The organism is Caballeronia sp. LZ001 (assembly GCF_031450875.1).
In the GTDB taxonomy this organism is placed as follows: domain Bacteria; phylum Pseudomonadota; class Gammaproteobacteria; order Burkholderiales; family Burkholderiaceae; genus Caballeronia.
Map to the genome: position 1 here is coordinate 333,766 of NZ_JARTVX010000003.1, position 23,842 is coordinate 357,607.

Genomic DNA, 23,842 nt, shown 5'->3' on the forward strand with positions numbered 1-23,842 from the left:
TTTTTTAGCTTTATTTGGCCTCTAACCTGCAAAGCGTCGGACCGCGACTCTTCTCGTCGATGCGACCAGACGACGTCCCGATGCATCGAGCGCACCGGCGTGCACGCAGTTTTATCGGAGGCCCCGTTGCGGCGTAATTCGTTCTTCACTTCCGTTTGCAAGCTGATCTGTTTGCCGCTCGCGTGCGTGGCGGCTGGCGCATTCGCGACGCCGCCCGTGCTCGATGCAAAGACATCGTGGATAGGCAATACGTCGGGCTTTGGCGACGGCACATGGACGCAGATCAACATCACGGCGATTGCCGTTGCGCCCGATGGCCGCGTGTTCACCAATGCGCCGTGGGACGAAAGCGGCGCGGAAGCGAGCGTGTATCGCGATGGCCGCATGTCGAGTTACGCCGGCGGCACGCATGGATGGGGCGCTTCCGGCGGCAATGCCGTTGCAGTGAATTCGCGCTATGTATTTGTCGCCGTCGGCGTGGGTAACGAACGAGGCCGGCTCGTCAAGCAAGGCGTGTGGCCGCCTGCGGGCAAGCAGTGGTGGGGCGTATCGCGTCGCGATATCAACGACGTCAAGCGTCCCGTGCCTTTCGGTGCGAGTGCATTGGAAGAAAAGGACCCGCGCGCCACGCTGGCGCGCAGCTTCCTCACGATCAACGAGTCGAACGACGCACGACAGGACGTAAGCGGTCTTGCTGCAAGCGAAACAAGGCTTTATGTGGCGAACACGGCGCTGAATTGCATCGAAGTCTATGACGCGCAGTCGATGCAAAAGGAAGCGCAATGGAGCGCGCCGCAGCCGGGGAAAATCGCGCTGTCGGCGGATGGTTCCTTATGGGCGATCGTGGAGAGCAATGGCGATCATCCGCGCATCGCGCATTACGCCGCATCGGGCGCGTTATTGGACGATGCGCCGCGCTTGAATGCCGATAGCAGCGCGGTGGATATCGCCATCGACAGAGAAGGGCGTCTGCTTGTAGCCGATAACGGGCCGCGTCAGCAAGTGTTGTTCTTTATACGCAAGGCGAATGCTTATCACGAAGCTGGCGCGTTGGGCGAGCGCGGCGGCATCTTCTCCGGCGTTGCGGGAACGCCGGGCCCGCGTCGCTTCAATGGCCTGACAGGCGTGGGTGTCGATGCCGCTGGCAACGTCTACGTGTCGACGAACGGAATAGGGCCACGCACGGGTTCGACGGGCGCCGGTCTTGGCGCGACGCTGGAAAGCTATGCCGCCAATGGCGCGTTGCGTTGGCAGACGCAAGGGCTTCTTTTCGTCGATGGCGCGTGGATCGATCCGGGCCGCCCCAATAGCGTCTTTACCGGCAACAAGCGGTTCGAGCTGGATCTGTCAAAGCCTGCGGGACAGGACTGGAAATACGCGGGCTTTCTGTCGGGCCGCTTCAAGTATCCCGACGATCCGGTGTTCCACGTCGATCAATGGCCGGGCATGCCTATCGCAAGAAAACTCGATGGCCGCACGTTCCTGTATCTGACCGACATGTATGCGGATCACATGAAGATCTATCGCTTCGATGCGAAGCATGACGGCGAGCTGGCAATTCCCTCGGGCTTTATCGCGGGAAGACCACGCCCCGTGCAAAACGTGCCGAACCGCCCCGAAGGCGGCGAGTGGATTTGGCGCGATAGCAATGGCAACGGCCGCTTCGACGAAAGCGAATTCAAGCGCAATCCGGGCACTGCGCGCATGACGGGCGGCTGGGGCTGGTGGGTCGATATCAAAGGCGACATCTGGCGCACGAGCGACGTGAAGGGCATTTATCGCCTGCGCTATGGCGGCCTCGACAAGCAAGGCAATCCTGTCTACGACTACGAAAACATCGAGACGTACCCCGTTCCCGCGCCGTTCACCGAATTGCGCCGCGCGATCTACGACGCGGCAAGCGACACGCTCTATGTCACCGGTTATACAGCGGACGCGCCTTACGACAAGCGCTATTGGAAAGAGGTCGGCAAGCGCCTCGTGCGCTACGACCACTGGTCCGACGGCCCGCATCAACGCTATGCAATCGACTTGCCGTGGGATACGCAGAAGAAGCCGCTATCGACCGTGATTGGTGTGACCGTCGAAGGGCAATACGTGTTCGCGGTCGAGCCTGTTGGCGACGTGCACGTGTTCGACAAGGACTCCGGCAAAGAGGTAGGCGTAATCAAGCCGGGGGCGGAAGTCGGTCATGCGTCGGGCTGGGTGGACGTACCCAATGGCGTGAGCGCCTATAGGCGCGGCGATGACGAGTACCTGGTGTTCGTCGAGGAAGACGCACGAGGCAAGGTGATGATGTACCGCTGGAAACCCGGCACATGAAGTCGCGAGGATCCGATGGAAAAGAGCATGGTCAGGAACGTCGGCATCAACTTCGTCGGGTTGATCCTGCCGACATTCGTATCGCTTGCAACGGTGCCTGCCTATATCCACCTCGTAGGCGTGGAGCGGTATGGCGTGATCAGTCTCGTATGGACGCTGATCGGTTACTTCGGGATTCTCGATCTCGGCATGAGCATGGCCGCGCAACATCAGATAGCGAAAGCGCATGCGGCCGGGGATATGGCACAGCGCGCGCAGGTCTTCTGGAGCGCGGTGTGGCTCAACTTCGCGACGGGCGTGGCAGGCGGCCTCGCCATCTACTTCGGCGCGTTTCTCTATACGGCGTATGTGGCGCACTCCGCACCGGCCTTGCAGCATGAGGTTTATCGCGCGTTGCCGTGGCTCGCGCTCGCCATTCCCATTGCCAATGTGTCGTGGGTTTTTGCTGGCGCGATCAACGCGATGGAACGCTTCGGCATCTATAACGCCAATCAGACCTTCGGCACTTTCCTGTTCCAGTTGCTGCCGCTCGGTGCTGCGTGGTTCATCGCGGCCAATCTGCAAACGGTGCTAGCTGCCGCGGTCGTCGCGAGATTGCTTGCGGCCATTCTGCTTGGAAGAGCGAGTCTGAAGCTGCTGGCGATACGCCGCATCGATTGGCCGAAGCGTGCCGTTACGGGCGGACTCTTCCGCTTCGGCGGCTGGATGCTGGTCTCAACGATGACCTCCATGCTCACCGATTCGCTCGATCGCGTTCTGCTCGGCGCGCATCTCGGCGCGCGTTTCGTCACGTATTACACGGTGCCGCAGAACCTCGTCACGCGTCTCAACATGCTGCCCAACGCGATGGTGCGCACGCTGTTTCCGCGCCTTTCATCGATCGATCGCAGCGACGCCGGCAAGATGGCCGCGACATCGCTCGAATTCCTCAATGGCGTATTTACGCCGCTTGCGATCTTCGCGATGCTCGTGCTCGAACCGTTCCTGCATGTGTGGATCGGCGCTGATCTCGCCATCGCAAGCGCACCGGTAGGCCGCATTCTCGTGATCGGCGTATGGCTCGTCGGTCAGGCGAGCGTCACGCGCATCCTCATTCAGTCGCAGATCAACCCCGCTTCGGCTGCACGTGCAGGACTCTTCCAGTTGCCGTTCTTCTTGGCGCTTCTATGGTTCGGCATTCAACGATACGGGCCGGTTGGCGCCGCAAGCGTGGTTGCCCTGCGAGCGCTTGCGGACTATGCGGTGCTCTTGTGGCTGACCCGTGTGCGCGCAACCCCGATTGCGCTCGACATGCTTGCCCATCTCGCGTTTCTGCTCGCGGGGCTGGTGCTTGGCTATCTGATCGATGCCCTGGCGCATCCGCTCTATGCAATATCCGCAGCCGCCTTGCTCGCACTCGTCGATGCGGGATGGTCCGTGGTGACGCGGCCGGCCTTGCGTGCGCTTTTGCTTGCAGTGTTACGCAAGGCCGGCGCGCGTTTTGGAAGACGCAATCATTTACCGTTGAAGGCGAGGAGTGACGCATGAAAACAAATATCGAAGACGCGTTCATGGGGACGGCGAAAGCGCGTCATTTCCTGCACGAGCCGGCGCCAGCCATGACGCCGGTGCCGCGTCGCGAGCGCAGTATCGCGCGTGCGAACGGTGTACCGCGTATTGCTATCGTGCATGACTGGCTCGTGACCTACGCTGGCGCGGAGCGTGTGCTGGAACAGATGATCGCGTGCTTTCCGGACGCGGATATTTTCAGCGTCGTCGACTTCCTCGAAGACAGAGCGTTCTTGCGCGGCAAGCAGGCGAAGACCTCGTTCATCCAGAAGTTGCCCTTCGCGAAGAAGCGCTATCGCGCATATTTGCCGCTCATGCCGCTCGCGATAGAACAGCTTGACGTGTCCGGCTACGACCTCATTCTGTCGAGCAGCCATGCGGTAGCGAAGGGTGTGTTGACAGGACCCGATCAGGTGCACGTCAGTTACGTGCATTCGCCCATACGCTACGCATGGGACCTGCAACATCAGTATCTCAAGCAGTCGAATCTTACTGCGGGCATGAAGTCGCTGATCGCACGCATGGCGCTGCATTACATGCGCAGCTGGGACATACGTACCTCGAATTCGGTGAATCATTTCATCGCTAATTCGGCTTTCATTGCGCGGCGAATCCACAAGGTTTATCGGCGTTCGTCGCAAGTGATCTTTCCTCCTGTCGATGTCGCCGCGTTCAACGTGTGCGAGGAAAAGGACGATTTTTATTTAACGGCGTCGCGCATGGTGCCGTATAAGAAGATCGATCTGATTGTCGAGGCGTTCGCGCAGATGCCTGAGCGCAAGCTCGTCGTGATCGGCGAGGGCCCGGACATGGCGAAGATTCGTGCGAAGGCTACGCCCAACGTGCGCATCTTGGGGTATCAGCCGTTCTCCGTGCTGCACGAGAAGATGCGCCGCGCGAAAGCGTTCGTCTTCGCGGCGGAAGAAGACTTCGGCATCTCGGTGGTCGAAGCGCAAGCGTGCGGCACGCCAGTGATTGCCTACGGCAAGGGCGGCGCATTGGAAACCGTGCGCGATGCGTCGGAGGCCGAGCCCACGGGCATGTTCTTTCAGGAGCAGTCGGCGGACGCCATCGTGGATGCTGTCGAGGCCTTCGAAGACGGCACGGTGACGTTCAAGCCAGCCGACTGTCGCAAGAACGCAGAGCGCTTTTCCAACGCGCGTTTCAGGGAACAGTTCCATGCGCATGTCGCACGCGTGGCGCCGCGCTTCATTCTTCCTCCGCTGCCGGCAGAGCCCGAGGTTCAGGTCGAAGAAAAGAGCGATTTGCGCGTGCTTGCCGTGGATCAAAGCGGCTCGCTCGGCGGCGCGGAACTCTCCATGCTCGAAGTGGTGAAGAACATGCGTGGCGACGTGCAGACGGTTCTTTTCGACGATGGTCCGTTTCGCATTGCGCTGGAAGCGGTCGGCATCAAGGTAGACGTGCTCGACGGCAAAGCGCTCGGCAATGTTCGCAAGGACGGCATGACGCGTCCCGGCGCGGGCGTGGTGGGCGGCGTCGTCAAGCTCCTGCGCGGCACGCTCGAAAAGTCGCGCAATGCCGATGTCATCTACGTCAACACGCAGCGCGCGATGGTGATCGGCGCCATCGCCGGCCTGATCTCGCGGCGCCCCGTGGTGTGGCATCTGCGCGATATCGTGAGCGAGGACCACTTCGGGCGCACGCAGCTTTCCATCATCAAGTGGTGCACCAAGCTCATGCTCGAACATGTCATTGCCAATTCGACGGCATCGGCGGCCGCGGTCACGGCGCTCACGCGTTTGCGCGAGGAGCGGCTCGATGTCGTGTTCAACGGCATATCGGCGGAGCCTTTCACTAGCATCGAAACGGTGGCGCAGCATGAGTTGCGAGCACGGTTCGGCTTGCCGCAAGATGCGTTTCTCGTCGGATGCTTTAGCCGTCTTGCACGCTGGAAGGGTCAGCATGTACTGCTCGAAGCGTTGCGCGAATGCACGGACATGCATGCCGTTCTGGTTGGCGCGGCGCTTTTTGGAGAACACGAGTACGAGGCCGAGCTGCGTGCTTTCGTACTCGAACACGGGCTTGCGGACCGCGTGCATTTTCTCGGCTTTCAGGATGACATTGCCGCGTGCATGAAAGCGGTCGATGTGGTCACGCATACGTCGATCATGCCGGAGCCGTTTGGCCGCGTGATCATCGAAGGCATGTTGTCGAAACGGCCCGTTGTTGCGACGCGTGCGGGCGGCGTGACGGATATCGTCGACGATGGCGAGAACGGCCTGCTCTGCGCTCCCGGCGATGCCGCCGAACTGGCGCGCATACTGGATCGCCTCAAGGACGATTCACCGCTTCGCGACCGTCTGACCGAAAGCGGCTTCGTACACGCAACGAAAAGATTCGGGACCGAGCGATATGTCGAGAGCGTCGAGAGAATCCTTGGAGACGTGGCGGCGAAGGCGAAGAAGCGCGAGCGTAGCTGAGGTACTCGAACTTCGATTAAGCCGCCTTTCGAGGCGGCTTTTTTTATTGGCGCTTTATCAACGCGCAATGCGAACGCGTGTCTTCGCAGGTTTCAATCTTGCGGCCCAGGCCATGGCGGGTCGCTCGACAAGCGCATAGAACGCTGCGGCAACCACAACTGCAATGGCGGTAAAAGCAAACGAGGCCCAGATGCCCGTTTGCAAGACCGAATGAAAAAGCACGGACCCAAGCAGCACGAAAATGGGCAGATGCACGACGTAAAGCGAGAAGCTGAACTCGCCGAGCACGGAAAACACGCGCACTGGGCCGCCTTCACGCATGGGCCGATCTAGCGCGCCAAACAAATAAACGGCAAAGGCCAGCGCCCAAAGCTGAAACGCCAGATATTGCGCAAGCCCGAAGGCAGCGCATCCGCATAGCGCGATGCCACCCGCCACGACTCCCGAGCGCCTCGGTGAGCGCACGTTGCGCGCTTTCGCTTCGGCGATCCATGCTCCAAGCATCCATGAAAGCCAGTAGGACGTGAAGATCACGATCTGCTGGCGCTCGAAGACGAGCGCCGACACGATGTTGACGACAGCGACAAGGCCGACGACCGCCGGCATTCCGATTCGCCTCCGCAATGCAATCACGAGCGGATATACGAGGTAGAACTGCACCTCGACGGAGAGCGTCCATAAGGCGCCATTGGAGCCGAACGTCTTGCCCGCGATTCCCTGCAAGGAAAAGAGATTGACGAGGAAAGCATGAAGATCGAAGGGATTGATCTTGCGGCTGACCGGATCAAAGCCGACGCTAAGCGAATCCAGCACGAACGTCAGTACCAGCGCGGCAATCAGAACCGGATAGATCCGCACGAACCGCCGTAGCAGAAAATTCAAGCCGTCGAACGGCGCGCGCGGGTCGGCATTCAGGCGCCGCGCCATCGCGCGATGAATGCAATAGCCGCTGATGATGAAGAAAATCGGCACACCGGCCGATCCCCAGGCGACAGGGAACGTGAGGTAACTGACGACCGCGTTGAGGTCGAACGCGGGCGAAGCGCGATGAAACTGCTGCATGCCGACCCACGTAACCTGCCTGCAATGAAAGTACGCGACCAGCAACGCGGCGACACCACGCCATGCGTTGATCGCGACGTCTTTATCGTCGGCGATAGCGTTCGAATTGCGCGCGGAAGTGCGCAGCGCCATGTCGCTTTCGTCGAAGGCCGGGGAGTCGCTCATCGCTAAACCTTAAGGAGCCGAAGGGATCGGCCCATGTTAGAGCAGCAAGAAATCCGTGCCTAAGCAAAAAATTCGGCGCATTTCTTAAGAAAACAGGCAGCGTAACGGCTTAAAGCGGGCGAATTATTTATCGATTTTTTTCTGCTACGGTGAGCCCTCATCTACAGGCGAATGGGTGTCGATCATGGATATGCATGCAGTCGCCGGCATAGCCGTGCTGCTGGTACTCGTGGCGGCGTCTGCGTACCGCGACGCGTTGCGCAACGACCCTCTCGATCCCTTCCGCAAGAAGGGCTCCAACAATGCGCAGGCATCGCAGATGGAGGAAGCGGAGTAACGCGCGCAACGCCAAAAGCCTGCCGCAAGTGCGGGCGAATTCACAAGAAAAACAGCGCGGGGACAACATCAATTTCCGGTTTCGATCTGGAGGAGCAGTCATGCTTAAAGTGACCAAGGCCGTATTTCCAGTCGCAGGTCTCGGCACACGTTTTTTGCCAGCCACCAAGGCGAGTCCGAAGGAAATGCTGCCAGTGGTCGATAAGCCGCTCATTCAATACGCGGTGGAAGAAGCCATTGCTGCGGGCATGACGGAGATGATCTTCGTCACGGGTCGGGGCAAGCGCGCAATCGAGGATCACTTCGACAAATCATATGAGCTCGAAGCGGAACTGGAAGCGCGCAACAAGGCGGTTCTGCTCGATGCGGTACGCAGCATCAAGCCCGCCAACGTGGATTGTTTCTACGTGCGCCAGCCGGCCGCGCTGGGCTTGGGTCATGCGGTGCTATGCGCGGAACGGCTCGTCGGCGGTGAACCATTCGCCGTCATTCTGGCCGACGATCTGCTGCACGGCGCCGAGCCTGTCATGAAGCAACTCGTCGATGTATTCGACCACTATCACAGCTCGGTGATCGGTGTGGAACGCATCGCGCGCGAGGAAAGCGCATCGTATGGAGTGATCGAAGGCCGCGAATGGGAAGAGGACGTCATCAAGTTGTCGGGTGTCGTCGAGAAGCCGCAGCCCGCGCTTGCGCCTTCCAATCTCGGCGTGGTCGGGCGTTACGTGCTGATGCCGAGCATCTTCGATCATCTGCGCAAGACGAAGCCCAATGCGGGCGGCGAGATTCAGCTAACCGATGCCATCGGCTCCTTGCTCGCGGTCGAACAGGTGCTGGCGTATCGCTACTACGGCACGCGTTTCGACTGCGGCAGCAAGCTCGGGTATCTCAAGGCGACGGTACAACTGGCCTTGCAACATCCTGAAGTGCGCGGAGACTTTGAGGCGTATCTGCGTGCGGCGGTATGGGCGCTCATGCCGCAAACAAAGGACGAACCGATGACGCATGCGGAATCGCTACAGGATTCGCTGTGATTGGAAATAGTTCGAATGACGAATCATGATCATCGTAAGGCAAACGTAGTCCTGTAAAGAAGCGTCATATCCAAGGAAGGCAGGTCAACGCTAAAAAGCAGAGGGCGTTAAGGGCGATCCGATCCACGAATCGGTAACTCATGGAGTAGATCGCCCATGCAGGTCCGCGCATTTCATGCGCGCCGGCTATTGGCCTGGATCGTGTCCATCGGCGCTTGCGTGTTGCTGTGCGGATGGACTTCACATCGGCCAGTCAAGCCCGCACGCAAGCATCATGCTTTACACAAGGCCGTGTCGCACGCGAAGCATGTGCACGCCAAGAAGGCGTATGCCTTCCAGATCGGCATGGCCAGCTATTACGCCGACGCCTTCCAAGGCCGCCCCACCGCGAGCGGCGAGGCTTACGACATGAACGCGCTCACGGCCGCGCATCTCACGCTGCCGCTCGGCACTTACGTGCGCGTCAGCAATGCCGCGAAGACGCGGTCGGTCGTCGTGCGCATCAACGACCGCGGCCCCTACCAGAAGGGCCGCGTGATCGATCTTTCGTTTGCGGCGGCGGTATTGCTCGGCCTGCAACACGCGGGCACGGCGCAAGTGGTGATCGAGCGTGTATCGGCGCATGATGCCGTCGCCATTCCCTTGCATCATCGCGCAAAGAGGCGAAGGCACAAGCGGCACCGTTGAGCCGGATACAATGCGCTCTCGCCTGCTTGAGCGCTCTCTGATCCCACTCATGAATCAATCGACCCGGGCAGTCCTCCTCGGCCCGCTTCTCAAGAGCGTTTCGCGCTCGTTCTATCTGACGCTGCGGATTCTTCCGGCGGGCATGCGCGACCCCGTCGCGCTGGCGTATCTGCTTGCGCGCGCCGCCGATACCATCGCGGATACGTCGCTCATCGCGCCGCAACTTCGTCTGGAATTGCTGCTGTCGTTGCGCGCGCAAGTCAACGGCGCACCGGACGATGGCGCGCTGGCCCGCATAGCCGGCGAAGTAGCGGGCCAGCAAGCGCAAGCGGATGAACGCGCGCTGCTCGAATCGCTCGGCGGAGCGCTTGCCATCCTGCCGCAATTGAGCAAGGCCGACCGCGATGCCGTGCGCGATATCGTGACCACGCTCACAACGGGCATGGAGTTCGATCTGCGCACGTTCCCGGATGAAACCTCGGGCGAGATCGCGGCGCTCGGTGAATTCGACGAACTGGACCGCTACACCTATCTCGTCGCGGGCTGCGTGGGCGAGTTCTGGACGAAGATGACCTACGCGCATATGCCGGGCACGCTCAAGGCCGCGCCGGATGTCATGCTTGCGCGCGGCGTGCGCTTCGGCAAGGCGCTGCAGATGACCAACGTGCTGCGCGATTGCGCGCGCGATCTGCGTATCGGGCGTTGCTATCTGCCTTCGTCGATGCTGGCGCGTCATGGCATCGCGCCACGAGAACTGCTCGCGCCCGATGCATCCGATAAAGCGCGTCCCGTGCAGGACGAGCTGTTGCAAACCACCATCGCGCTCTATGGCGACGCGCTGGCCTACACGATGGCGATTCCATCGAGCGCCATTCGGCTACGGCTCGCGTGCCTGTGGCCGATCATGATCGGGCTGGAAACGCTGGTGCTGCTGGCGCGTAACGACGCATGGCTCGCGCCGGAGCGCATTACCAAGGTGCGCCGCAACGATGTCTATCGCATCATGGCGGCGTCGATGCCGCTGGTTGCATCGAATGGGCTTCTGAAGGTGTGGGCCGAACGCAGGATCAGCGACATCCAAGCCGCACTCAACGGCGCAGCTCGGCCATGATGCGTTCGGCCAGGAAGTCGCAAGGCGGCCGTTTGGATGCCGCGCTGCGCGCCAGCACCACTTCGAGCGCGGCGATTTCCGGCAGCCCTTGCGCCTGACCGAGTAGCGTGAAATGCGCGGGGACAGCGCACTTGGCAAGCGGCGTGACGGCAAGACCGGCTTCGGCCATCGTCAGAAGACCGAGCAGACTCGGGCTCTCGTACGACGTGCGATAGCCGATACGCGCGCGTTCCAGGCTGCGTATGGCGTTCTCGCGCGCCACGCTGCCCGGCAGGAACACGGCAATGGGCAAGGGACGTTCGCGCCAGATTTCCGTGGCCCCGGGCGCGGCGGCCCAGACCATCGGCTCGTGACGCAGGAATTCGCCGCTCAGACCTTTCACGCGCGTGGCGCAGACCAGATCGACCGAGCCGTCTTTCAGCATCGGCGCAAGCGCCACGCTCGGCAAGCCGACCACCTGAATCTCGACCTTGGGAAAGGTCGCCGAAAACTTCTTGAGGATGGGCGGAAACAGCGACGACGCGTAGTCGTCCGGTACGCCGATCACCACGCGCCCCGTCACGTCCGGCCGCACGACGGCGGCCCATGCTTCATCGCGCAAGGCGAGCATGCGGCGCGCGTAGGTCAGTAACACTTCGCCGTCTTGCGTGGGCGTCACGCTGCGCGGTTTGCGCACGAATAGCGCCTTGCCAAGCGCGGTCTCGAGCGTCTTGATCTGCATGCTGACGGCCGATTGCGAGCGATGCACGAGTTCCGCCGCGCGGCTGATGCTGCCCGTGTCCGCGACGGCGACGATCATGGAAAGGACATCGAGGTCGAGTGCTTTCATGCCTGTGTATGACGACTTGGTATCAGAAAATCTGAACGATGTTATCAATATTATGCGATTTTCTTTTAAATTGGCGGACGGCATAGTGCGGGAAAGGAGCGAACCAATGAACGCCCGTACCGATCCCGCCGTACTGTCCGCCTTGCAAGCCTTGCCCGAAGCGTCTTTCGCGACGACCGCGTCCGGCATTTCCGTGCCTTACGTGGATTGCGGCGAAGGCGAGCCGCTCCTGTTCGTGCATGGTTCGCTCTGCGATTACCGCTACTGGAGCGCGCAGATTCTGCCGCTTGCCAGGCAGTTTCGTTGCATCGCGCCGAGTCTCAGCCACTACTGGCCCGCCGTCGATGCCTTCGTGCAGGGCGAATTCAGCTGGGAAGCGCATGTCGCGGAGATGGCGGAATTCATCGAGGCGCTCGACATCGCACCCGTGCATCTGGTCGGGCATTCGCGCGGCGGGTGCGTCGCGTTTCATCTCGCAAGGGAATATCCGCGTCTCGTGAAGACGCTCACGCTCGCGGACCCGGGCGGACCGCTCCAGGTTTCGCCGCAGCCTGCGGCCGCCAGCTTGCCGCCCGCGACCAACGCGTTGCGCACGCGCGTGGCGGAACTCATCGAAATGGGCGAAATCGAGCCGGGGCTGGAACTGTTCGTCAACTCGGTCAGCATGCCGGGCTTCTGGCAAAAGAGCACGCCGGCTTTTCGACGGATGGCGATAGACAACGCGCTTACGGTGCCGAAGCAACTTCGCGATCCCTTGCCCGCTTATACCCGCGACGCCGCGCGCGATATCAAGTGCCGCACTTTGCTGATAGACGGACAAAAGAGCCCGCGCATGTTCCGCAATAACGTCGACAAGCTGGCGGAATGGATTGAATTCGCGGATCGGCAAACTATTGCCGGGGCATCGCACGGAATGAACGTGGCAAGCCCGGCCGCATTCAATCGTGCTGTACAGGCGTTTGCCGGTGCCTGGTAATTTCCTTAGCGATTCTTTAGCAAGAACGCTCGTTCGCTCGAAAGTCACGCTTAAGAATATCTTTGGCTATTGCTAAGGAAGTAATGGAAGGCAAGCTTTTATCGTCCGACTTTTTGTCTGCTTGTTGTGGCGGGACAACGCAAACGCGCGGGTCTCGGGCTAACATCATTGCCACCTCATCGCCAAGAAGAGGCCAATGTGAGTACGGGCCAAGACGATCTCGAAGTATGGAAGCGCCAGCGCACCCAGCAATTGGCGTTCGAACTGGCCGATAGCGGTCAATACGAGAATTTCGCCGATATCGCTTATGCGCTGCAATTCGAGCGCGGTCTCGCGACGGCGCAAGCACTCATCGAAAATCCGGAAATGCGTCGCTTGCTCAACGTGCATTGCGCAAATGCGCGTGAAGCGCTCTTGAACGTCAAAGCGCCAGCGCCTGAAAAATTACAGGCGCAATCTCAGCCGGTTTTAGAAGCGCCCGAATTACCCACCCTTGAAATCATGGCGGCGCAAGGCGCGCCATCGTTCCTGCGCCGCGCTGCGTTCATGCTCGGGCGAAGCGCACGCGCGGTCGAACCCGTGAACGCCGGGGACTTCAACTCCGCTGCGCCTTGAGCAGATCGAGCCGCAAAAGCCCTGCCGCGTCGCCCTTTCTCTCCTCGACTTGAGTGTGTGGCAGGGGAAATGGCGGATATGCACAGTCAAGTCGCGCCTCAAAACCATTACACTTACCGTAGTGGAACCAGAAGCCCGGGCCGTGCTCGCGCGCGTTCCGGTGTTTGAACTTTGAGGAGGGAAATGTTCGTGGCTAACGAAAAGATGCTGTCGCAAATGGCGGAGAAGCAAGGTTTTATCGCCGCCTTGGATCAAAGCGGCGGTTCGACGCCGGGCGCGCTCAAGCAGTACGGCATTGCTGAAGACGCCTACAACGGCGACGCCGAGATGTTCAAGCTGATGCATGAAATGCGCGTGCGCATCATCACCGCGCCGTCATTCACGGGAGAAAAGGTCATTGGCGCCATTCTCTTCGAAGCCACCATGGACGGTCAGGCAAATGGCAAGTCCGTGCCTGCGTTCCTGTGGGAAGACCGTGGCGTGGTGCCGTTCCTCAAGGTCGACAAGGGCCTCGAAGCGGAAGCCGACGGCGTGCAGGTCATGAAGCCGAACCCCGGCCTCGACGCGCTGCTGGAACGCGCCGTCAAGCTCGGCATCTTCGGCACGAAGATGCGTTCGGTCATCAAGGACGCGAACGAAAAGGGCATCGCCGCAGTCGTGAAGCAGCAATTCGAAGTGGGCAATCAGATCATCGGACACGGTCTCGTGCCCATTCTCGAACCCGAAGTGTCCATCAAGAGCACGGACAAGAAGGGTGCGGAAAAAATTCTGCGCGACGAATTGCTGAAAGGTCTCGACGCGCTGCCGGAATCCAGTCAGGTGATGATCAAGCTGACCATCCCCGATGAAGTGGACTTCTACGCGCCGCTGATCGAGCATCCGCGTGTCGTGCGCGTGGTGGCGCTTTCGGGCGGCTATACGCGCACCGACGCATGCCAGCGTCTGGCGAAGAACCACGGCATGATTGCGAGCTTCTCGCGCGCGCTTATCAACGAACTGAAGAAGTCGATGAGCGACGAAGAGTTCAACGCGACGCTCGGCGAGTCCATCGACGAGATCTACGAAGCATCGGTCGACAAGGTTTGACGCTTCAGTGGCGATGAGGCGTGGTGTCTGCCCTCATCGCCACGATCATGAATCGGCGCGTGTCGTCGATGGCGGCGTCTGCACGATAGGCGCGGCAGCCCGGAACAACTCTTCGCGGCAGCCGCTCCTCGGCGGATAGATCCGCTCCCCGTTGATCGTGCGCTTGGTCGCCTTGGCAGCCTCGCCTTCCGAGACCAGCTTGCGTTCCCATCCCTCCGTATAGACCGCGCCCCACGGGCCCAGGTCGCAGACCGTCGTGTACCAGTCGATCTGCAACGGCAGCATCTCTTCTCCGTATAAATCGCAGACGGCGTTATTGCCGGCGTAGCGGCCCATCGGCCGGCCATGCTGACACGACATGACCGAAGGCCGTTTGCCGTCGATCAGCACGCGTGCGCAATCGCCCGCCGCAAATACGCCGGGAACGCCCGTGACGCGCAGATAGGCATCGACGGGCACGCGGCCCATGGAATCGAGTCCGACGGGAAGCTGGCTCGCCAATGCGTTGGCGCGCATGCCGCCGCACCAGACCACGGTGCATGCCTGGATGTAATCGGTGTTGACGCCGTCCGAAAGCGAAGCGCCGTGTCCGTCGAGTTCTTCCAGCGATACGCCTGGCCTAAGCTCGACGTCGAGCGAGGTCATGGCCTGAACGACGACGCTTTGCGCGCCGCCCATCGATTGCGCGATTTTCGGCGACCGATCCGCGAGCACCACGCGCACCTTGTCGCGATCCGCTTCGCCCACGATCTCACGCAGGCGGCCGGGCAATTCCGCCGCGAGTTCGATTCCCGTCAGGCCTGCGCCGATCACGACAGCCGTATAGCGTCCGGGCGAGTCGGGCAATGCGGGCAGGGTGGACAGATGCGCCTGGAGCTTGCAGGCGCCCGCATAGGTATCGACGTCGAACGAGTGGCGATCCAGCCCGGGAATTTCCGGGCGTACCAGTTCGCTGCCTACCGCGAGGATGAGCCGGTCGTATTCCAGCGAAACTTCTCCGTCTTCCCGCGTGAACATGACGCGCCGATTCGCGCTATCGACCGTGTGCGCGGTCGCCTGGACGAAGCGCACGCCGGTCGGACCGAACACGCCGTCGAGCGGCACGAGCGTGGGATCGAGCGGTTGCTCGTAGTTGCGCACGCGCACGCTGTGATAAGGCTGCGGATTGAGGACGACCACTTCGGCCTGATCCGCTGGTTGCTGCAATTCATCGAGTTTGCGCGCGGCGGCGAGCGCGCTCCATAGTCCGGCAAAACCCGCCCCAACGACCACGATTCGCTTCAAGGCATTGCCTCCTTTGCAAACCGAACGTTCGATCCATTTGGCATGATGTGTCGTGGACAACGTCCTGCTTACTTTATAGGCGATGCGCTAAGCAGTTTCCCGCCGATGCTAAAGAACTGGAGTTTTCAGGCCTGGATTAGTCGCGATTTCACCAAAACTAATTTCGTGGATTAAGTATTTACCCTTAGCGAAGCACTCACTAAACTCTCTTCAACGGTCGCACACGAGCAAAAATGCCAAGTGAGCGACAGCCCCAAAAACCTAAGCTGGAGGGTATCAATCATGAACAAGCTCATTGGAATCGCAGCAGTTGCCATCGCTTTCGCCGCACCGGTTGCTTCTTTCGCACAATCGAACCAACCGCTTACGCGCGCTGAAGTTCGCGAACAGATCGTTCAGTTGGAAAAGGCCGGTTATAACCCCGGCTTCGTGAGCGACTCGCACTATCCGTCGGACATTCAAGCTGCTGAAGCGCGCGTTGCGGGTCAAGGCAACTCGTTTGGCGGTGCGACTGAAGGCTCGGCGCAAGCCGGCTCGCGTGCGGTGCAAGCCGACGTGTTCCCGACGTTTGCGCATCACTAAGCAACAGGTAGTCTCGCTATAAAGAAAGCGCTCGCAATTGCGGGCGCTTTTTCTTTGGCTAGAGCAAGCGCTAAAGCAAGCGCTAAAGAAAACGCTAAAGCGGAAAGCCGCCCGCAAAGGTCTCACGCAAATAGCCGATGAAAAGTGCGACCGCACGCGGCACATGAGGCGCATAAGGACGCACGACATAAAGCTGATCGGCGAATGTGCCCACGCAACGCCAGTCCGGCAGCAACACCACAAGCTTTCCCGCCTGCACCGCGGCTTGCGCGCTGAAGTCGGGCAACAGCGCGATACCCAGATCGTCGAGCGCGGCATCGCGCAGCACTTCGCTATTGTTCGCGGAGAATGGCCCGTTGACCGCAAGCGTATGAGGCCCGGCCGCCGTCTTGCGCGCGCCCTTACGCACGAACGACCACACGCCCGATGTCTGCGCGCGCGGATAAAACAGGCAGTCGTGCACCGCGAGATCGGCGGGCGTCGCGGGCATGCCGCGCCGTTCGAGATATGCATGTGTCGCCACGATCACCGAATTGGTATCGCACAACTTCCACGCGACATGCGTTTCCGGCGCTTGCGCGCTGTGCCGGATGGCGAGATCGAAGCCCTCCGTCGCAATGGAACTCAACCTGTCCGATGCTTCCAGTTGCACGCGCACTTCCGGATGCGCATGCAGAAAGCCCGCTAAACGCGGCACCAATTGCTGACGCGCGAACGCCATTGGCGCGGTGACGCGGATCAAGCCGCGCGCCACGCCCGCCATTTCCCTCACGCTCGAAAAGCTCGCGGCGATATGCTCGTACTGCGTGCGTGTATCGTCGACGAGGCGCCGTCCTGCCTCCGTGAAGCGCACGCTGCGCGTGGTGCGCGTGACAAGCGGCACGCCTGCCGCGCGCTCCAGTTCGGCGATACGCTGACTCATTGCGGCTTTGCTCACGTTGAGCCGCGCCGCCGCCGCCGTGTAGCTGCCCTGCTCGGCGAGCACCGTGAGCCAATGCAGATGCGTCCAGAGCCCTTCGACTTTTTGTGCGTCCATGCGCGGGGATTGTTTGCCGTTATGAACAATGAGTTTAATCATAACGCGTTCGCGGCGCACGATTCCGTCCTACACTCTTGGCATTGACACTTCTGGACAGGAGACGAAATGAAAGCGTATAACGACACCGCCGACGTGGTTCACTTCATTCATGGCGAACGCGTGAATGGCTCGGGCGCCCGCTCGCAGCCCATTTTCAATCCCGCGACGGGCGAGCGTCCGCGCAAGCTCGTGCTCGGCGAAGTCGCCGATGTCGATGCCGCCGTCGAGAGCGCGAAAGCCGCGTTCCCCGCATGGCGCGATACGCCGCCCATTCGGCGCGCGCGCGTCATGCTGAAGTTCCTCGAACTCATGAACCTGCGTCGCGATGAACTCGCGGCGATCATCACCGCCGAGCACGGCAAGGTCTTTACCGACGCGCAAGGCGAAGTGTCGCGCGGTATCGACGTGATCGAATTCGCTTGCGGCATTCCGCAATTGCTGAAGGGCGATTACACCGAACAAGTCTCCACCGGCATGGATAACTGGACGACGCGTCAGCCGCTCGGCGTCGTCGCGGGCATCACGCCGTTCAACTTCCCTTGCATGGTGCCGTGCTGGATGTTCCCCGTGGCCATTGCAAGCGGCAACGCGTTCATCCTGAAGCCGAGCGAGCGCGATCCGTCCGCGTCGCTTTTCATGGCTAATCTGCTGAACGAAGCGGGTCTGCCGGATGGCATTTTCAACGTGGTGCAAGGCGACAAGGTCGTGGTCGATGCATTGCTCGAACATCCCGATGTGCGCGCGATCAGCTTTGTCGGTTCGACGCCTATCGCCAACTATATCTACGAGACCGGCGCGAAGCACGGCAAGCGTGTGCAGGCGCTCGGCGGCGCAAAAAATCACATGGTCGTGATGCCGGACGCCGATCTCGATCAGGCTATCGATGCGCTCATCGGCGCGGGCTATGGCTCGGCGGGCGAGCGCTGCATGGCGGTATCGGTCGCGGTGCTGGTGGGCGACGTGGCGGACAAGATCGTGCCGCGCCTCGCCGAACGTGCGCAGCAGCTCGTCATCAAGAACGGCATGGAGCTGGATGCCGAAATGGGGCCGATCGTCACGCGCGCCGCGCTGGAACGGATCGAAGGTTATATCGCGCTGGGCGTGGATGAAGGCGCGAAACTCGTCGTCGATGGACGCGGCCACAAGGTTTCCGGTCACGAAGACGGCTTCTTCACGGGCGGCACGCTGTTCGACCATGTGACGCCGAACATGCGCATCTACAAGGAAGAAATCTTCGGGCCGGTGCTTTCATGCGTGCGCGTGAAGGACTTCGGCGAAGCCGTGGAACTCGTCAATGCGCACGAGTTCGGCAACGGCGTCGCCTGCTACACGCGCGACGGTCACGTTGCGCGCGAGTTCGGCCGACGCATCGAAGTGGGCATGGTCGGCATCAACGTACCCATTCCCGTTCCGATGGCATGGCATGGCTTCGGAGGCTGGAAACGCAGTCTCTTCGGCGACATGCACGCTTATGGCGAAGAAGGCGTGCGCTTCTATACGAAGCAAAAGTCCATCATGCAACGCTGGCCGGAAAGCACGGAAAAGGGCGCGGAATTCGTGATGCCGACCGCGAAGTAAGACATACGCAGCATAGGTAGTCGTCGCCCGCTTGGCTTCCGTGCAGGAAGGAGCGGGCGATTTGTTATCTGGCCTCGCAGCCTTGCGTGCGGTTTCATCGTCGAGAAGCTCGAGGCCACTATCGAGAGGACATGGTCATGAGCAGGAGCAACGCTTTATTGCCGTTACTCGGCATCAACAAGCCCATCATTCAAGCGCCGATGGCCGGTGTCACGACGCCTGCTCTCGCGGCGGCGGTATCGAATGCGGGCGGACTGGGGTCGCTCGGCGTGGGCGCGATGAACGCCGAAGCGGCGCGCAAGGTCATTCGTGAGACGCGCGCGCTGACCGACAAGCCGTTCAACGTCAACGTGTTCTGTCATAGCCCGGCTAAAGCCGACGCCGCTCTGGAAAGCACGTGGATCGAATGGCTCGCGCCCGTCTTCGCGCGATACGGCGCCACGCCGCCCGCGCGGCTCAGCGAAATCTACACGAGCTTTGTCGTCGATGAAGCCATGCTCAAGGTCTTCGTCGAAGAAAAGCCGGCTATCGTGAGCTTTCACTTCGGCCTGCCTTCGAAGGACTATATCGATGCCCTCCGTAACGCGGGCATCAAACTGATTGCATCTGCAACTAATGTGAGTGAAGCGGAGCAAATCGCAAAAGCGGGTATCGATGCGATCGTCGCGCAAGGCATCGAAGCGGGCGGGCATCGCGGTATCTTCGACAGCGAAGCCGACGACGATTATCTCGGCACCTTCGCCCTCACGCGTTTGCTCGTGCGCAAGTTCGACGTACCGGTGATCGCGGCGGGCGGCATCATGGATGGCGCGGGAATCGCCGCCGCGCTCGCGCTCGGCGCGCAGGCGGCGCAGCTTGGCACGGCTTTCGTTCCGACCACCGAGTCCGCAATCGATGCGGGATATCGTCGCGCGCTTCTGAGCGATGCCGCGAATCGCACCACGTTTACCGCCGCGATATCGGGCCGCCCGGCGCGCAGTCTCGTCAACAAGTTCACGGAACTCGGGCGCGAGGCAAACGCACCGAACAACCCCGCGTATCCCGTGACTTACGACGCGGGCAAGGCGCTGCATGCGGCCGCCAAGGCACGAGGCGAGTTCGGCTATGGCGCGCAATGGGGCGGGCAGGCGGCCGCACTCGCGCGCGAAATGTCCGCCGCGGAATTGATGGCGCGGCTCGAAGCGGAACTCGATGAAACGATCGAATCCTTACAGCGTTATTCGCGTTGAATAGCGGATTCGAGCAAGGCGTCATCACCTCGGCGCTGTAAAGCTTAGTCGAAACGCTTCGTTGGTCGGATGGGCAGTCGATGCTTCAATGTTTCGGTCGCGTTCTTTCGCGGCTTGCCCACGATATCCGAAACCAACGGAGCAACCGATGTCCGATTCCGCTACGCTCGACCACGATTCCGTCCGTCAGCCCGCCGCCACGCAGGAGCCTTTGCAGGTCCGTCCCATAGGCGGCCGCATTGGCGCCGAAGTGCGCGGCGTGACGCTCTCAGGCGATCTCGACGATACCGCCATCACTCGCATCAACGACGCGCTGCTCAAGCACAAGGTGCTGTTCTTTCGCGGCCAGTCGCATCTGGACGACGCTTCGCAGGAAGCGTTCGCCGCGCGTTTTGGCGACACCGTGGCGCATCCCACGGTGCCTTCGAAGGAAGGCACGAGCCGTCTGCTCGAACTCGATTCGAAGCACGGCACGCGCGCGAATTCATGGCATACGGATGTCACTTTCGTCGATGCTTATCCGAAGATTTCCATCCTGCGCGGCGTGGTGATCCCGCCCGCCGGCGGCGATACCGTGTGGGGCAACACCGCCACCGCCTACAGCAACCTGCCGCAGCCCTTGCGCGATCTCGCCGACAACCTCTGGGCGTTGCATTCGAACGCCTACGACTACGCAGCCACGCGCAACGCGCCCGACACCGAGACGGAGCGCGAGTACCGCAAGCAGTTCACCTCCACGCTCTACGAGACGGAACATCCCGTGGTGCGCGTGCATCCGGAAACGGGTGAACGCACGCTCGTGCTGGGTCACTTCGTGCAGCGCTTCGTCGGGCTGTCGCAGCGCGATTCGGACCGACTGCTCGAAATCTTCCACGATCACATTCAGCGCCTCGAGAACACGGTGCGCTGGCGCTGGACGCAAGGCGATGTCGCGATCTGGGACAACCGCGCGACGCAGCACTACGCGGTGGCGGATTACGGCGATGACCACCGCGTCGTGCGTCGCGCGACCGTTCACGGCGACGTGCCCGTTTCCATCGACGGCAGAAAGAGCCGCACCGTCAAGCGCGAAGCACGCGCCTGAACGCCCTCACTGGCGATGACGCGGGTCATCGCCAGTCGATCATCGAATAACGCCGAAGGACAAGATGACAACGAGATTCGCGCGCTTCGCGGGCGCTCTTTTGTGCGCCGCATTCGTTTCCATCTCGCACGCCGCGGCGCCGGAAACGGTGCGCATCGGCGTCGCGCAGCAGGGCGCGGGCGACCCGCCCACGTTCGGCGGCTCGCCTGCCGCCACCGCGCAATTGCAGCATCGCGTCGAGGATGCATTGCAGGGCGATCACATCAAGGTCGAGTGGATCTTCTTCAAGGGCGCGGGTCCGGCCGTGAACGAGGCGCTCGCCAACAAGCAGATCGACTTCGCGTATCAAGGTGACTTGCCCGCCGTGCTCGGACGCGCGAACGGCCTGAAGACGCACTTGCTGCTCGAATCGAATGTGCGCGCGGGCGTGTATGTCGCGGTGCCGCCGGACTCCGACATCAAGTCGGTGAAAGACCTCAAGGGCAAGCGCGTGGCGATTTTTCGGGGCACGAATCTGCAGCTCGTGGCGGATAACGTGCTCAAGGAAAACGGCCTGACCGAACGCGATCTGCGCGTCATCAATCTCGATACGGCCGCGGCGCAGGCAGCGCTTGCGTCGAAGGGCGTCGATGCCGTGTTTCTCGACTACTCGCTCTTCAAGTTGCAGCGCCAGGGTCTCGCGAAGATCGTTTATGCGTCGCGCGATGGCGGCATGCAACTGACGCGGCAAGCGCATCTGCTCGTACTCGACGACTTCGAAAGCGCGCATCCCGACGTGGTGCAAAAGGTCGTGACTTCGGTGGTGCAGGCCGCGCAATGGTCGTCCGACGAAGGCAATCGCAATGCGCTCTTCACGTTGTGGTCGAAGAGCGGCGTGCCGTCGGAGTCGTGGGCATCGGAGTATGCGAATCAGCCTTTGAAGGACCGCAATTCGCCGCTCATCGATCCATTCGTGCAGGCACGCTATCAGTCCGTCGCCGATGACGCCTTGCGGCTGAACCTCATTCGCCAACCTGTCAGCGTGAACGGCTGGTTCGAGCCGAAGTATCTCGATCAGGCGCTCAAGTCGCTCAAGCTCGAAAGCTACTGGCCGCGCTTCGATGCGTCGGGCAAGCCGGTCGCCTGACCCGCTTCTTTCTTAACGGAGAACTTCCGATGGCGAATGCTCTCTCGCGTGTGCTGGTGCCGGCGGCACGCCGCAACGCTTCGGTCGCGCGCGCATCCGGCGGCACGGCGCGTTCGCTTGGCTGGGCCGTATTGCCGTGGCTTCTGCCGCTCGCCTGCGCGTTGCTATGGGTGCTGGGCTCGCGTCTTGGATGGATCTCCGCGCAGGTTCTGCCGCCGCCCTCGCTGGTCTTCGATACCCTTGCCGTGCTCATCAAGAGCGGCGAACTATGGATGCACTTGGGCGCGAGCATGTCGCGCGCGGCTGTCGGCTTTGGCGGCGGCGTGGTGCTCGGCATTCTGCTAGGCGGCGTGCTCGGCCTGTCGCGCACGGTCGAGGCGTATGTGCTGCCGAGCTTCAACGCGATCGTGCAGGTGCCCGTGCTCGGCTGGCTGCCGTTTCTGATGATCGTGGTGGGCATCGGTGAGCCGTTGAAGTATCGCTCATCGGTCATGCCGCGCTCGTGCCGGTGACCCTGAGCACCTTGCAGGGCTTTCGCAGCACGCCGCCCGAGTTGCGTGAGGTCGCGGCGGTGTATCGCTATACGCGCTGGCAAACCATTGTGCGTGTGGTTTTGCCCTCGTCGGTGCCGATGATCGGCACGGGCATTCGCCTCGCCTTCACCAAAGCATGGCTGACGCTCGTGGTCGTGGAACTCGTGGCATCGTCGGAAGGGCTCGGCTATCTGATCGTGTACGGACGCCAGCTCTTTCAGCTCGATCTGGTGCTGGCTTCGGTCTTGATCGTGGGCGCGGTCGGCTATGTCGCCGATCGCTTGTTGACCGCGCTCGAGCGCAAGTTGCAGCGCGGCGCGGTCTAGGAGCGGACGATGTCATCGATAGAACTCGAAGCAGTCCCGCGTGTCGCCGTGCCGAAGCGCTGGCGCGGCTTCGTGCTGCCGCTCGCGGCTCTGGCGATATGGTGGCTCGTATCGCGCGATGCCAAGCCCGCCCACGGCATGATGGTGTCGCCCGCGCAAGTGCTGCATGTCGCGTGGGAACAGTTGCGTAACGGCGCGCTGGCGCGTGCGTTGTCGGCGTCGCTTGCGCGGGAGTTGACGGGCTTTGCGATCGGCACTTCGCTCGGGCTCGCGCTCGGCGCGTTGCTGGGTGTGTCGAAGCTCGCGAACCGCGCCATTGCGCCGAGCTTCAACACCTTCAAGCAAGTGTCGCTGTTCGCGTGGATTCCGCTCATCTCCGTGTGGTTCGGTCTCGGCGATGTCGCGAAGGTCGTGTTCCTGTCGCTCGCCGCGCTGGTTCCGGTCGTGATGCATACGAGCGACGGCATCCGCGCCGTGCCGCCGCGTTTTCTCGAAGTGGCGCGCGCGTATCGCTACGGCAAGTTGCAGACGCTCGCGTTCGTGGTGCTGCCGGCCGCGCTGCCTTCGATCTTCACGGGCATCTATCTCGCGCTCATCTATTCGTGGCTCGCGACGCTCGGCGCGGAGTATCTGCTCGTCGCGGGAAGCGGGATCGGCAATACGCTCGTGGATGGCAGCGAACAGTTTCGGATGGATCTCGTCGTATTTGGCGTGATCGTCGTGGGAATAACGGGGTGGGCGCTCAACGCGCTCGCGCGTGCGGTGCAGCGGCGCTGGTTCAGCGAAGCGCGCGCGGCTTGAGGAGAATGA

Annotated in this window: 20 protein-coding genes and 1 pseudogene; 17 read left to right on the plus strand and 4 right to left on the minus strand. The window is 61.4% G+C overall.

Features of this window, described 5'->3' with window-relative positions:
• Positions 1-126 precede the first annotated feature (126 nt).
• From P9292_RS05955 to P9292_RS05965, 3 genes are read left to right on the plus strand one after another with little or no spacing between them, the layout of a single operon-like run.
• Positions 127-2,322, plus strand: a complete 2,196-nt coding sequence (locus tag P9292_RS05955) for a hypothetical protein (RefSeq protein WP_409015128.1) — start codon at positions 127-129, stop codon at positions 2,320-2,322.
• Positions 2,323-2,337: 15 nt separating this feature from the next.
• Positions 2,338-3,849 (plus strand): oligosaccharide flippase family protein, encoded by a 1,512-nt coding sequence (locus P9292_RS05960; protein WP_309958326.1) that lies wholly within the window; start codon positions 2,338-2,340, stop codon positions 3,847-3,849.
• A 23-nt stretch (positions 3,850-3,872) separates the two neighbouring features.
• Positions 3,873-6,311 (plus strand): glycosyltransferase family 4 protein, encoded by a 2,439-nt coding sequence (locus P9292_RS05965; protein WP_409015146.1) that lies wholly within the window; start codon positions 3,873-3,875, stop codon positions 6,309-6,311.
• Between the two features lie 57 nt (positions 6,312-6,368).
• On the opposite strand, the gene P9292_RS05970 is transcribed toward P9292_RS05965, so the two are convergent.
• Positions 6,369-7,505, minus strand: coding sequence for an acyltransferase (locus P9292_RS05970; protein WP_250528110.1), 1,137 nt, complete (start codon positions 7,503-7,505; stop codon positions 6,369-6,371).
• A gap of 217 nt (positions 7,506-7,722) precedes the next feature.
• Here P9292_RS05970 and P9292_RS05975 point away from each other — a divergent pair, with 217 nt between their 5' ends.
• From P9292_RS05975 to P9292_RS05990, 4 genes are all read left to right on the plus strand, one after another.
• Complete coding sequence (locus P9292_RS05975) at positions 7,723-7,875, plus strand: hypothetical protein (RefSeq protein WP_244829986.1); 153 nt, start codon at positions 7,723-7,725, stop codon at positions 7,873-7,875.
• Between the two features lie 100 nt (positions 7,876-7,975).
• Positions 7,976-8,908 carry a UTP--glucose-1-phosphate uridylyltransferase GalU gene (gene galU / locus P9292_RS05980; RefSeq protein WP_244829987.1) on the plus strand — a complete coding sequence of 311 codons (933 nt, stop codon included), beginning with the start codon at positions 7,976-7,978 and terminating at the stop codon, positions 8,906-8,908.
• Positions 8,909-9,064: 156 nt separating this feature from the next.
• Positions 9,065-9,595 (plus strand): septal ring lytic transglycosylase RlpA family protein, encoded by a 531-nt coding sequence (locus P9292_RS05985; RefSeq protein ID WP_309958328.1) that lies wholly within the window; start codon positions 9,065-9,067, stop codon positions 9,593-9,595.
• Positions 9,596-9,644: 49 nt separating this feature from the next.
• On the plus strand, positions 9,645-10,706 hold the full coding sequence (locus P9292_RS05990) for a phytoene/squalene synthase family protein (RefSeq protein WP_309958329.1): 1,062 nt from the start codon (positions 9,645-9,647) through the stop codon (positions 10,704-10,706).
• Here P9292_RS05990 and P9292_RS05995 read toward each other — a convergent pair.
• Entirely contained in the window at positions 10,684-11,535 is an 852-nt protein-coding gene (locus P9292_RS05995; protein ID WP_250527980.1) for a LysR substrate-binding domain-containing protein, read from the minus strand. The two genes, P9292_RS05990 and P9292_RS05995, sit on opposite strands and share 23 nt — an antisense overlap.
• A gap of 106 nt (positions 11,536-11,641) precedes the next feature.
• Between P9292_RS05995 and P9292_RS06000 the strand changes: the two genes are divergently transcribed.
• The 3 genes from P9292_RS06000 (at position 11,642) to P9292_RS06010 (ending at position 14,212) form a co-directional block, all read left to right on the plus strand.
• Complete coding sequence (locus P9292_RS06000) at positions 11,642-12,511, plus strand: alpha/beta hydrolase (protein WP_309958330.1); 870 nt, start codon at positions 11,642-11,644, stop codon at positions 12,509-12,511.
• 198 nt (positions 12,512-12,709) lie between these two features.
• Entirely contained in the window at positions 12,710-13,126 is a 417-nt protein-coding gene (locus tag P9292_RS06005; protein ID WP_309958331.1) for a hypothetical protein, read from the plus strand.
• Positions 13,127-13,309: 183 nt separating this feature from the next.
• Positions 13,310-14,212, plus strand: coding sequence for a fructose bisphosphate aldolase (locus P9292_RS06010; protein ID WP_284503973.1), 903 nt, complete (start codon positions 13,310-13,312; stop codon positions 14,210-14,212).
• Between the two features lie 45 nt (positions 14,213-14,257).
• On the opposite strand, the gene P9292_RS06015 is transcribed toward P9292_RS06010, so the two are convergent.
• The gene (locus P9292_RS06015) at positions 14,258-15,496 is read right to left on the minus strand and encodes an FAD-dependent oxidoreductase (protein WP_309958332.1); all 1,239 of its coding nucleotides are present in this window, start codon (positions 15,494-15,496) and stop codon (positions 14,258-14,260) included.
• A gap of 282 nt (positions 15,497-15,778) precedes the next feature.
• Here P9292_RS06015 and P9292_RS06020 point away from each other — a divergent pair, with 282 nt between their 5' ends.
• A complete protein-coding gene (locus P9292_RS06020; RefSeq protein WP_244829995.1) occupies positions 15,779-16,078 on the plus strand; it encodes a DUF4148 domain-containing protein in 300 nt (99 codons plus the stop codon).
• A 94-nt stretch (positions 16,079-16,172) separates the two neighbouring features.
• Here the strand turns inward: P9292_RS06020 and P9292_RS06025 are convergent, their stop codons facing one another.
• Positions 16,173-17,114, minus strand: a complete 942-nt coding sequence (locus tag P9292_RS06025; protein ID WP_309958333.1) for a LysR family transcriptional regulator — start codon at positions 17,112-17,114, stop codon at positions 16,173-16,175.
• A gap of 108 nt (positions 17,115-17,222) precedes the next feature.
• Between P9292_RS06025 and P9292_RS06030 the strand changes: the two genes are divergently transcribed.
• The 6 genes and pseudogenes from P9292_RS06030 to P9292_RS06055 all read left to right on the plus strand — a co-directional run bounded on the left by P9292_RS06030 (position 17,223) and on the right by P9292_RS06055 (position 23,833).
• A complete protein-coding gene (locus tag P9292_RS06030) occupies positions 17,223-18,734 on the plus strand; it encodes a CoA-acylating methylmalonate-semialdehyde dehydrogenase (RefSeq protein WP_309958334.1) in 1,512 nt (503 codons plus the stop codon).
• 137 nt (positions 18,735-18,871) lie between these two features.
• Entirely contained in the window at positions 18,872-19,963 is a 1,092-nt protein-coding gene (locus tag P9292_RS06035; protein WP_309958335.1) for a nitronate monooxygenase, read from the plus strand.
• 148 nt (positions 19,964-20,111) lie between these two features.
• Entirely contained in the window at positions 20,112-21,047 is a 936-nt protein-coding gene (locus P9292_RS06040) for a TauD/TfdA family dioxygenase (protein WP_309958336.1), read from the plus strand.
• 64 nt (positions 21,048-21,111) lie between these two features.
• Positions 21,112-22,173 (plus strand): ABC transporter substrate-binding protein, encoded by a 1,062-nt coding sequence (locus P9292_RS06045; protein WP_244830000.1) that lies wholly within the window; start codon positions 21,112-21,114, stop codon positions 22,171-22,173.
• Positions 22,174-22,202: 29 nt separating this feature from the next.
• Positions 22,203-23,032 (plus strand): annotated as a pseudogene (locus P9292_RS06050) (ABC transporter permease).
• A gap of 9 nt (positions 23,033-23,041) precedes the next feature.
• Positions 23,042-23,833 (plus strand): ABC transporter permease subunit, encoded by a 792-nt coding sequence (locus P9292_RS06055; protein ID WP_309958337.1) that lies wholly within the window; start codon positions 23,042-23,044, stop codon positions 23,831-23,833.
• The last annotated feature ends 9 nt before the right edge of the window (positions 23,834-23,842 follow it).

Bases quoted from the DNA above. Each gene is read 5' to 3' on its own strand.
- P9292_RS06055 (WP_309958337.1), top strand. From the start codon at position 23,042: ATGTCATCGATAGAACTCGAAGCAGTCCCGCGTGTCGCCGTGCCGAAG.
- P9292_RS05975 (WP_244829986.1), top strand. From the start codon at position 7,723: ATGGATATGCATGCAGTCGCCGGCATAGCCGTGCTGCTGGTACTCGTG.
- P9292_RS06035 (WP_309958335.1), top strand. From the start codon at position 18,872: ATGAGCAGGAGCAACGCTTTATTGCCGTTACTCGGCATCAACAAGCCC.
- P9292_RS06000 (WP_309958330.1), top strand. From the start codon at position 11,642: ATGAACGCCCGTACCGATCCCGCCGTACTGTCCGCCTTGCAAGCCTTG.
- P9292_RS05990 (WP_309958329.1), top strand. From the start codon at position 9,645: ATGAATCAATCGACCCGGGCAGTCCTCCTCGGCCCGCTTCTCAAGAGC.
- P9292_RS06030 (WP_309958334.1), top strand. From the start codon at position 17,223: ATGAAAGCGTATAACGACACCGCCGACGTGGTTCACTTCATTCATGGC.
- P9292_RS06025 (WP_309958333.1), bottom strand. From the start codon at position 17,114: ATGGACGCACAAAAAGTCGAAGGGCTCTGGACGCATCTGCATTGGCTC.
- galU (WP_244829987.1), top strand. From the start codon at position 7,976: ATGCTTAAAGTGACCAAGGCCGTATTTCCAGTCGCAGGTCTCGGCACA.
- P9292_RS05985 (WP_309958328.1), top strand. From the start codon at position 9,065: ATGCAGGTCCGCGCATTTCATGCGCGCCGGCTATTGGCCTGGATCGTG.
- P9292_RS06020 (WP_244829995.1), top strand. From the start codon at position 15,779: ATGAACAAGCTCATTGGAATCGCAGCAGTTGCCATCGCTTTCGCCGCA.
- P9292_RS05970 (WP_250528110.1), bottom strand. From the start codon at position 7,505: ATGGCGCTGCGCACTTCCGCGCGCAATTCGAACGCTATCGCCGACGAT.
- P9292_RS06010 (WP_284503973.1), top strand. From the start codon at position 13,310: ATGTTCGTGGCTAACGAAAAGATGCTGTCGCAAATGGCGGAGAAGCAA.
- P9292_RS06040 (WP_309958336.1), top strand. From the start codon at position 20,112: ATGTCCGATTCCGCTACGCTCGACCACGATTCCGTCCGTCAGCCCGCC.
- P9292_RS06045 (WP_244830000.1), top strand. From the start codon at position 21,112: ATGACAACGAGATTCGCGCGCTTCGCGGGCGCTCTTTTGTGCGCCGCA.
- P9292_RS05965 (WP_409015146.1), top strand. From the start codon at position 3,873: ATGGGGACGGCGAAAGCGCGTCATTTCCTGCACGAGCCGGCGCCAGCC.
- P9292_RS05995 (WP_250527980.1), bottom strand. From the start codon at position 11,535: ATGAAAGCACTCGACCTCGATGTCCTTTCCATGATCGTCGCCGTCGCG.
- P9292_RS05960 (WP_309958326.1), top strand. From the start codon at position 2,338: ATGGAAAAGAGCATGGTCAGGAACGTCGGCATCAACTTCGTCGGGTTG.